The organism is Undibacterium sp. TC9W (assembly GCF_049339865.1).
Classification (GTDB): domain Bacteria; phylum Pseudomonadota; class Gammaproteobacteria; order Burkholderiales; family Burkholderiaceae_D; genus Undibacterium.
In genome coordinates, this window is the sequence record NZ_JBMPPJ010000020.1 from 95,370 (window position 1) to 105,264 (window position 9,895).

Annotated in this window: 9 protein-coding genes and 1 pseudogene; 8 read left to right on the forward strand and 2 right to left on the reverse strand. The window is 51.8% G+C overall.

Annotated features, from left to right (window positions below; genetic code table 11):
- Positions 1–275 precede the first annotated feature (275 nt).
- Positions 276–857, forward strand: a complete 582-nt coding sequence (locus ACO0LN_RS23475) for an RDD family protein (RefSeq protein WP_422978017.1) — start codon at positions 276–278, stop codon at positions 855–857.
- 70 nt (positions 858–927) lie between these two features.
- On the opposite strand, the gene ACO0LN_RS23480 is transcribed toward ACO0LN_RS23475, so the two are convergent.
- Complete coding sequence (locus ACO0LN_RS23480; RefSeq protein WP_422978019.1) at positions 928–2,676, reverse strand: DUF4214 domain-containing protein; 1,749 nt, start codon at positions 2,674–2,676, stop codon at positions 928–930.
- A gap of 343 nt (positions 2,677–3,019) precedes the next feature.
- Between ACO0LN_RS23480 and ACO0LN_RS23485 the strand changes: the two genes are divergently transcribed.
- The 7 genes and pseudogenes from ACO0LN_RS23485 to ACO0LN_RS23515 all read left to right on the forward strand — a co-directional run bounded on the left by ACO0LN_RS23485 (position 3,020) and on the right by ACO0LN_RS23515 (position 9,421).
- The gene (locus tag ACO0LN_RS23485) at positions 3,020–3,613 is read left to right on the forward strand and encodes a hypothetical protein (protein WP_422978021.1); all 594 of its coding nucleotides are present in this window, start codon (positions 3,020–3,022) and stop codon (positions 3,611–3,613) included.
- Between the two features lie 27 nt (positions 3,614–3,640).
- Positions 3,641–4,282 carry a Vat family streptogramin A O-acetyltransferase gene (locus ACO0LN_RS23490; protein WP_422978023.1) on the forward strand — a complete coding sequence of 214 codons (642 nt, stop codon included), beginning with the start codon at positions 3,641–3,643 and terminating at the stop codon, positions 4,280–4,282.
- 33 nt (positions 4,283–4,315) lie between these two features.
- Positions 4,316–4,645 (forward strand): DHCW motif cupin fold protein, encoded by a 330-nt coding sequence (locus ACO0LN_RS23495; protein ID WP_422978025.1) that lies wholly within the window; start codon positions 4,316–4,318, stop codon positions 4,643–4,645.
- A 377-nt stretch (positions 4,646–5,022) separates the two neighbouring features.
- Positions 5,023–5,532 carry a chemotaxis protein CheW gene (locus tag ACO0LN_RS23500; protein ID WP_422978027.1) on the forward strand — a complete coding sequence of 170 codons (510 nt, stop codon included), beginning with the start codon at positions 5,023–5,025 and terminating at the stop codon, positions 5,530–5,532.
- A 57-nt stretch (positions 5,533–5,589) separates the two neighbouring features.
- Positions 5,590–7,341, forward strand: a pseudogene (locus ACO0LN_RS23505) (methyl-accepting chemotaxis protein).
- 256 nt (positions 7,342–7,597) lie between these two features.
- Positions 7,598–8,905: an amidohydrolase family protein gene (locus tag ACO0LN_RS23510; RefSeq protein WP_422978029.1), complete on the forward strand. Its 1,308-nt coding sequence runs from the start codon at positions 7,598–7,600 to the stop codon at positions 8,903–8,905.
- A 138-nt stretch (positions 8,906–9,043) separates the two neighbouring features.
- On the forward strand, positions 9,044–9,421 hold the full coding sequence (locus ACO0LN_RS23515; protein WP_162059927.1) for a hypothetical protein: 378 nt from the start codon (positions 9,044–9,046) through the stop codon (positions 9,419–9,421).
- A gap of 249 nt (positions 9,422–9,670) precedes the next feature.
- Here the strand turns inward: ACO0LN_RS23515 and ACO0LN_RS23520 are convergent.
- A partial coding sequence (locus ACO0LN_RS23520; RefSeq protein ID WP_422978031.1) for a hypothetical protein occupies positions 9,671–9,895 on the reverse strand: 225 nt, incomplete at its 5' end.

Consider the following 9,895-nt stretch of genomic DNA (forward strand, 5'->3'; position numbering starts at 1 on the left):
TCTTGTAGGGCACATCCCTGCCGCATAGCAACATTGCTATCGTTTTGCAGATGACAGGCCTTCTGCAAGGTTTTGATTTCTGGCCGGGTGACTGGTATCTTCAGCTTCTTGCAGATTCGCTGCATTTGCACATGCCTTGTCTGTGTACTTGTTTGCGGGCAAATGCAGTTTCATCTCGCGCCGTAATATGTTGCAACAATTTTTGGCAAATCTTGCCTGATTAATACGCTATGCTTCAGCATGGCATCCTCTATTCTGGGTTTTGAATTGCAAGAATGAATGCGCTACTCACACCATTACATGACAGCTATGCGTCAAGAGAGACGGGGGACTTGCTCGCCCTGGGTATCAAGCCTGATCTGGCTGAGCATGAATATGCTGCGGTGGAATCGATACTCTCGGTACGCGGTGTGGATATCAATGCCTTCAGGGAACACCGCCAGCAATACCTGAAAAGTGCCGGGCAGCAAAAACCTGCTGATGACAAGCTGGCCTATATGTCACATCGCCTGGCCGCCCAGCTTATTGATGTGATAGGCATCGCCCTGCTGCTGGCGCTACTGGGTTTGCTGATCACCGTCGCCATGCCCAATCTGTTCAAGCAGACCAACCGCGCCATCCTGATATTGTGGACGCTTTACCTCTTGTTCAAGGATGGCTTTGACGGCCAGAGCCTGGGCAAGCGCATCATGGGCATACGTGTACTGCAGCGTGACACTGAGGAGCCCTGCAACCTCACGCAATCCTTTGTGCGCAATATTCTTGCACTGACGGTGGTTGACTGGTTGTTCGCCCTGGGCAGCAAGCGCTCGCGTCTGGGCGATATGCTGGCTGGCACCAGGGTAGTCAGGGAATAAGCGACTGCCTGACCAGCCGCCCTCTCTATTACATCCCGCCGTCACATCTCCCTGTACATCCGTCTGCGCATCACAAAAAATTCGTCACATCAAAGCCAACCAGGCTCAGATTATTGACATTCTTCAATATACCTACCAGCACAACTTCATCCGGCGTGATGTTGTTGACATCGAGCTGGTTGATCACATACCAGATGCTGGCGTCGCCTATGATGTCGGCGGTAATGATTACCATCTTGCTGGCAACAGTGGGGCCGGTAAAGGCCTTGCCGGTACCAAACAGGGCGGCAATCTTTGTCGTATCGAGTGCATTGCCCTGTACCGCCAGCACGTCGCCATTGGCCCAGGCTTTTGGGGTGGTGGCTGCTGCATTGACGGCGGCAATCTTGGTGGTGCCGGTCTTGTTCAGAAAGGCGGAGAAATTCAATACATCACCGCCCTTGCCTATGGTGAAATTGGTGATGGTATCCACACTATTGGCAACCGGGGTAATGCCAAAAGCATAGGTATCAACCCCGATGCCACCCTGCATGGTGTCGATACCGCCACCGCCAGTGAAGAAATTCGCGTAATTCGAGCCTATCAGCAAATTATTCGCTTCATCGCCCTTGATGGTAGTGGTCACCGTCACCTTGCCAGCGGATGAGCCAGTAGTGGTGCCAGTGCTGCTGGCAGGCGCTGCAATCAGGCTCAGATCGACATAATCAACCTTCTTGATATCACCACTGAGCAAGGCCAGCGGTTTGCCGTCCAGCGTCAGCAGATCCTGTCCCAGATCCACCACCAGTGGCGTGGTCAGCGCGCCCTTGCCACTGAGCAGGTGATTGGTTTCATTGAGCGGGATATCGATGTAATTGATCTGCAAGTCAGTCTTGACTGCATTGATGATATTGACAACCTTGCCACCGGTGAAAGAGGTATTGTCCAGCGTCACCGTCAGATTCGCGATATTGTTGATACTGGCATTGGCCGTGGCCTTGCCGCTCAGGGTCAGGGTGGCAGTGGTGTCGGTGGTCTTGACCAGGGTGCCGGTCAGGCCTGTGGGTACATTGGTGATCTTGCCAAGGGATGTGCCGACATTACCCTTGAAGGTGTCGCCAGTCAGGGTGAGGATAATACTGCTGGTGATGCTGCCATCATTGAGCTGCTGCTCGACAAATGCCGGGGCCGAATAACTGATACTGCCTATGGTGGGCGTCACTTCAGACGCCTGCGCCACTTTCAAGACCAGTTGCTCGACATTAGTCGGGGCAGCTGCAGCCTCAGCCGCCGTTGGCATGCGCCCTATCAGGGTGGTATACACCACGCTGGCATACACCTTGGTCGAGGCGGCTATCTTGAATTCTTGCGACTGGGCAAACTGGTTAACGATTTCACCACGTGCCATGCCATTGTTCATTTGCCCAACCCAGTAATCGCGGCCTGCGGCATCAGCGCTGCGGCCAAGCACGTTCTGGTAAATCAGGTCGAGAAACTGGCTGTTTGACAAGTTTGCGCCGTATTTGCTGACAAACTCTTCTGACTGCGCAAACACCTGGGCAATCTGGCTATTGCTGCCGCCATTCCTGTGCACACCCATCCAGAAGGTAAAACCATCGGTATCCGGTATGCGGTTGAAGGCAGCGAGGTAAAGCCGCACGATCTGCTCGGCAACCGGGCTATACTCAGGCGCAATCAAAAAACTGTATTCCACCCCGGCACGGGTGAGCAAACCAGAATCAAGACGGGACGCATACAAATCCACAGTCTGTTGATCTGGTTGTTTGTCCCAAAGGATCTGGAACAAGCCTGTGACGAATTCTTTATTTGTTTTGGCCATCGTTGCACCTGCATTTATTGCAGCAAATAATCATGGAGGAAACGGCAAGCATGTCCTGGTGGACTGTAGCAGTTCACTACTTTACGGCAAACTTTCGCAAAGTTTCAGTGTCTATTCCATGTCCGGGTTCACGGATAAGATAAACCCAGGGTTCTTGCCAGGCGGAAAAATCCCTATTTATGCAGTATATGCCAAAAAATTTCGCCGCAATTCATGCAACAGGCATTAAAAAACCCGCCAGTTCCCATTTTCGGTGTCTTTAATTGATAAAATACAAAACATCCTGCAAGTCATTCACTAGTCAGCCCAGGCCCGGTAGCAAAAGAGCAGAAAGCCAGACATCATGAAAATCGCCGTCCTCTTCCCCACCCAGACAGAAGCCAGCCTGTTCCAGCGCGAAGGAATCATCACCATCGTCTCTGGCGTAGGACTCACTGCGACTGCCCACGCAACCCTGCGTGCAATCTATGAATACGAACCCGACATGCTCATCATGGCAGGCATCGCCGGGGCTTATCCCCATTCCAGCTTTAAGGTCGGTGACGTGGCGCTGGTGGAAAGCGAAGTCGAAGGCGACCTCGGCTTTTTCACACCCGATGGTTTTACCCATCTCGCCCACCTGCCGATAGACATGGAATTTGAGCGCCGCCATACACTGAGCTGCCCCTTCATCCCGGCAGGCACAGAGTTCGCCAGGGCACGCAGCATGTCCCTCAATGCCGCCATGGCCCACTATGTCGATACAGAATTTGTCGATCTTGAAAACATGGAAGGTGCAGCCTTCTTCTATACCTGTTTGCAGGAAGAACAGCCCTTCCTGGAGTTGCGGGCGATATCCAACTTCGTCAATGTTGATAATGATGAATGGGACATGCAGGGCTCGATCAAGGCAATGACTGTGGCACTGCATCGCTTGCTGGATGATATCCAACACTGAACCAACACTAAATCAGCACTGAATTTTATGCACGGACCCGATCCCAAAAACCCTCACCCAATGCAGGGCTTCCCCCAGGTTTGCTATATCCAGAATACCGTCAGCAATCCCAATATCAGCATCGGTGACTACACCTATTATGATGACCCGGAAGATGCTGAAAACTTCGAGCGCAATGTGCTCTACCATTTCCCCTTCATCGGCGACAAGCTCATCATCGGCAAATTCTGTGCGCTGGCACGGGGTGTCAAGTTCATCATGAACGGGGCCAACCACAATATGGCAGGCATCTCCACCTACCCTTTCCAGATTTTTGGCAATGGCTGGGAAAAAACACCGATGGATCTTGAGTCCCTGCCCTACAAGGGCGACACCATCATCGGCAATGATGTCTGGATAGGGTATGAAGCCCTCATCATGCCGGGTGTAAAGATAGGTAATGGCGCCATCATTTCTTCGCGCTCCGTGGTGGTTGCCGATGTACCTGCCTACACCATCGTCGGCGGCAACCCAGCCAAACCTATACGCCAGCGCTTTAGCGATGATGTCATCGATACCCTGGAGCAGATCGCCTGGTGGGACTGGCCGGTAGAAAAAATCAGCCGCTACATCAGCGTGATTATTGCGGGCGATATAGGCGCACTCAAAGCCAGCGCCCTGGCTGAATAGCCGCATCCATTTCAATTTACTTCTTATCCATACATGAAAATTACTGACATCCCTTTTGGCACGACAGACTGGTCTGCCATAGAAAAAACCGAGCATCCCGGCATCACCGGCAAGGCTTATTGGCGTACCTGCAAGTTTGGCGATATCCGTGTGCGCATGGTCGAATACACGGCCGGCTACCTCGCTGACCACTGGTGCAGCAAGGGACATATCCTGCTCTGCCTCGAAGGTGAAATGCAAACCGAACTCGACGATGGCCGCGTGCTGACCCTGAAGGCAGGCATGAGTTATCAGGTAGCTGATGGCGCTGAGGCACACCGTTCATCGACAGCAACAGGGGCAAAGTTGTTTATCGTCGATTAGGCTTGCGATCTGGAACTACAGTGCTGGTCAGCTTGTGGTTTCGCCCTGGCCATTTCAGGCACATTACTTGCAAACGCGCAGGATTGTTGCATTTACTGCATATCTGTATGAGATTGTTAAATCTGACGCAAAGACATTTCCACATGGAAAATTTTAGCTTATCCTTCTATTCGTGCTTCAACACCTAAAATTCTGCAGTTTTTTGTCCTGCGTTTTTTGTTAACCTCCGTTGCCCATCCCCCCGCAACGAAAGAAGCACCCACTAACGGCCCAAATCCGCCGCGTTGTAAATCCCGTATTTTTTATTCTGTTTGCCCATAGTCTGAGACCAGGTCTCTGCAGGCATACAGCACGTGGTTCAAACGAAAGGAAGCATCATGTCCACAACAACACACAATGAACAATCCACCACCATGCTGCAAAGTGCAGAGCATGGCGCGCAGGAATATCTGGTATTCACCCTGGGTCAGGAAGAATACGGCATAGACATACAGATAGTGCAGGAATTGCGTAGCTACGAAGCAGTGACCAGTATTGCCAATGCGCCTGACTATATCAAGGGTGTCATCAACCTGCGCGGCAACATCATTCCCATCATCGATCTTCGCCTCAGGCTGGGTTTGCAAGTGCGCAATTATGACCAGTTCACCGTAGTCGTTGTCGTCAATATCGGCGGCAGGCAGATAGGTATCGTCGTCGATGGCGTTTCTGACGTCATTGCGCCCCAAGCAAATCAAATTCAGACAGCACCGCAGTTGGTCAGCATCAATGACTCCTGCCGGTTCGCTGGTGTCGCTACGATCGATGACAGGATGATCTTGCTGACAGACATCAGCCGCCTGGTCGCCACTAACGACATCTATCTGCTTGAAGAAGCCGCGGCATAGAGCGGGCTTGGATTGACTGCTTCACTCATCTTTACCTGCTCGCCTGGAGTAAACAAAATGAATATCAAGAATTTAAAAATTGGCCAAAGACTCGGCCTCAGCTTTGGCCTTATCGTTGCTTTATTATTGCTCCTGGCCGTATTCGCCTACAATCGCGTCGATGATGTCAAAAAAGAGCTGGATCTGATGAGCAAGGACCGTTACCCCAAGACGGTGCTGGCCCATAGCATCAAGGATGAATTGAACGAGACTGCACGCAATATGCGCAATATATTGTTGATGACAGATGCCGAGGCATTAAAGAGTGAATATGCCAACATGGAAAAGTCCTCGACGATAATTAGTAGCGCCATAAGCTCTCTGGACAAGACCATTACCTCAAAACGTGGGCGTGAGGACCTGGAAGCAGTGCAAGCGGCACGCAAGCAATTTCTGGCAGCCAGGGCAAAGTTCACAAAGATTGCCCGCGATGGTAACAAGGAAGAAGCGTTGGACATGCTGCTCAAGGAAGTGCGGCCAGCCCAGTTAAAGTACTTTCAGGTACTGGATGACCTGATCCTCTATCAAGCCAGCTTGATGGATGCTGCAACAAAAGAAGCCGAGGCCACAGTACTCGAAACAGAAAAAATCATCCTGGCAATGGCCCTGTTCGCCATTCTTTTTAGTGCAACTCTCGCCGTCATGGCCACACGTTCGATCACCCGCCCTATGGACTAGGCAGTGTCACTGGCAAATAGAGTGGCAGGTGGTGATTTAACTGGTGAGATTCAGGTCACAACCACTGATGAAACTGGTCAGCTATTGACAGCACTCAAAGGCATGAATGACAGCCTTGCCCGTATCGTCGGTGAAGTACGCGCTGGTACTGACACGATTGCCACCGCATCGAGCCAGATCGCTACGGGCAATTTGGACTTATCCTCCCGTACAGAAGAACAGGCAGGCTCACTGGAAGAGACAGCATCCTCCATGGAAGAACTGACTTCTACCGTCAGGCAAAATGCCGACAATGCAAGGCAGGCCAACCAGTTGGCCGCGTCTGCCTCTGAAGTTGCGCAAAAAGGTGGTGATGTTGTGACACAAGTTGTGCAAACCATGGTGTCCATCAATGATTCATCCAAAAGGATAGTCGATATCATCGGCGTCATTGATGGCATCGCCTTCCAGACCAATATTCTGGCACTTAATGCTGCTGTCGAAGCCGCCCGTGCCGGTGAACAGGGTCGCGGATTTGCTGTGGTCGCCAGTGAAGTGCGTAACCTGGCGCAGCGCTCAGCAACAGCAGCCAAAGAGATCAAGAATCTGATCAACGACTCGGTAGAAAAAGTAGGGGCAGGTACAAGACTTGTTGATCAGGCGGGTGTCACCATGGACGAAGTGGTACAAAGCGTGCGCCGTGTGACGGACGTAATCGCCGAAATCAGCGCCGCCAGCAGTGAGCAAAGCAACGGGATAGAGCAGATCAATCAAGCCATAAACCAGATGGACGAAATCACCCAGCAAAATGCCTCGCTGGTGGAAGAATCTGCAGCAGCGGCTGAATCCATGCAACACCAGGCCACCAATCTGTCGCAACTGGTCGCTGGTTTCAAACTAGGCGCAGAATCAGTGCAGGCCAATCTGAGCACTGCAACGGAAACAGCACGGCAGGCTATCAAACCAGCAACCGTGCAGCCACAAATAAAAACCGTTAGACACAACGCTCCAAACGCCATGAACATCAAAAAACTGGCAAGTGCGGTGAAGGTACAGCCCAAAAGACAATTCGCCAGTGCCAGCGCAAGTACCGGAGAATGGGTAGAGTTCTAATTTAAGCACACTAATAAGCACTCTATTTTGCATAAAACCAGCCAGGCAGCGCCTGGCTTTTTTGTTGCACAAACGCCAGCTACAGGCAATTGGCAGCACCGCCATGCCAAGCGCAGCAGGCCGGATTGCACCAACGAGAGTGAGGCTATGCTATATTCACAGCGACTATTCAGGTGCCATTCAGGTACAACTTGGCTACCATTTTGCACTATTTCGCTGATCTTTTCGCACTCTATCCACCATCCGGGAACATGGCATGTATAAAAACAAAACGCGCAGTCTCGTTCACACCATACTGTTTACAAGCCTTTGCCTGGGCAGCAACTTCGTGCATGCTGACGACAAAGGAACAACGCTGGACACCATCGCCATCAAGGCTGGCCGTCTGCTGGATGTAGAAACCGGCAAAGTCTTGCGCGACCAGCTCATCGTCGTTCAGGGCGAACGCATCATCGCCATCACCCCCATTGCCGGCACCCCCGTCCCCGCTTCTGCGAAACTCATCGACCTGTCCAAATCTACCGTCTTACCTGGCCTCATCGATGCCCATACCCACCTGACCAGCAACCCGCACCTGCATGGCTACAGCTCTTTGGGGACATCGACAATACGCTCCGCCCTGTATGGCGTACGGGCAGCACGCGATACCCTGCGCGCCGGCTTCACCACCGTGCGCGACGTTGGCTCTGAAGGTTTTTCTGACGTGGCCCTGCGCGACGCCATCAATGATGGCGACTTTCCCGGCCCGCGCATCATGGCGGCTGGTTATGCGATAGGCATCAAGGGTGGCCATTGCGACAATAACCTGTTGCCGCCCGACTACAATGACACCGGCAAGGGCGTGGCAGACGGCCCCTGGGCAGCACGCACCAAGGTGCGTGAAATGGCCAAGTATGGTGCCGATGTCATCAAAATCTGCGCCACCGGCGGCGTACTATCCAAAGGTGACTCCCCTGGAGCCCAGCAATATACACTCGAAGAAATGCAGGCCATCGTGCAGGAAGCTCACAAGCTGGGCCGCAAGGTCGCCGCCCATGCCCACGGTGCCAGCGGCATTGCTGACGCCATACGCGCAGGGGTCGATTCTGTCGAGCACAGCAGCCTGATTGATGAAGAAGGCATCAAACTCGCCAAAGAACATGGCACATGGCTGGTCATGGACATTTATAATGACGACTATATTCTTGGTGAAGGCGAAAAAGCAGGCTTTTTGCCAGAATCCCTCGCCAAGGAAAAAGAGATAGGCCAAAAACAGCGTGATAACTTCCGCGCAGCCCTGCAAGGTGGTGCCCGCATGGCATTTGGCTCAGACGCTGGTGTCTATCCGCATGGTGACAATGGCAAGCAATTTTATTACATGGTCAAGTATGGCATGACACCCATGCAGGCCATACAGGCAGCCACCATCAGTGCCGCAGATTTGCTGGGCCTGAAAGAAAAAATCGGCAGCATCAAGGTTGGCAAGTTTGCCGACATCATCGCCGTTGATACAGACCCGCTGGCAGATGTAACGAGCCTGACGAAAGTGAATTTCGTCATGAAGGGTGGCAAGGTTTATAAATAGAATTAGTTATTACGAAGAAAAACCTCTCACCACAGAGTCACAGAGTCATAGAGAAAGACTGAAGAAAATCTAAAAAAACCAAACATGGCTATCCGTAGCCAGGTTTAGTTTTCATCAATAGCAATGTAGAAAGCAGCAATGAATCAAAAACTCAGCATAGATGAATACGACGCACTGGAGCAATTAAGCAAGCTGCCGCGCAACACCAAACCAAATGCCTGCATCAGCCGCAACGCCAAGCGCCTGTGCGGCATCAAGTTCATGACTTACCGCAAAGACGGCACGCTGGAACTGACCGATGCAGGCAGGCAAACCCTGTTCATCAAACAATGCATAGACGGCCTGCGCGCCATTGCCAATGACCCGGACACCACCCTCCCCGGCCCGGTAGCGACCTTCCTCGGCAAGAAAGCGCATGTGGAAGTCAATGCCGAAACCGGCAAAATGACCATCACCCAGCGTGGTATTGAATGCCTGGCGGATATTGATGCGCAGATGGTGCAGGGGAATAAGTAAGCGGCGAAATGAACGTCAGGCTTTGCAACGTATTTTAGGCAGATACACATGCGTACGATTACGCTCGCGCTAATCGTACCTGAACTGGTTACCAACTTTCAAATAAGACTTAGGTATCATCATGACGCATATATATCAATGGTTCTCGTTTCCCCAAGAGTTCTCGGTTGAATGCGCGAAGTGCAAAGGACATGCAATTTGTTCAAACGCCCCGATCACCAAAGCAACTCAGGTTGGAGCAAGCATTAGTTATGAGGCCATCGGGGAGCCTGGTATCTTTGAAGCCGATATTTCTTGTCTCAATTGTGGTTTTTCAGGAAGAAAAACAATCCATTGGCCACGTGATGCGAGCCTGTAAATAAAAGTGTGTAAGTAATTCTGGCAGATGAAGCTCCTATAATGAGGAATTGCCAAAATGACGACAAACGCAATGGAAAGAAGCAAACTGCAGGCGCTGGCCAAAGAGCTGGCGAA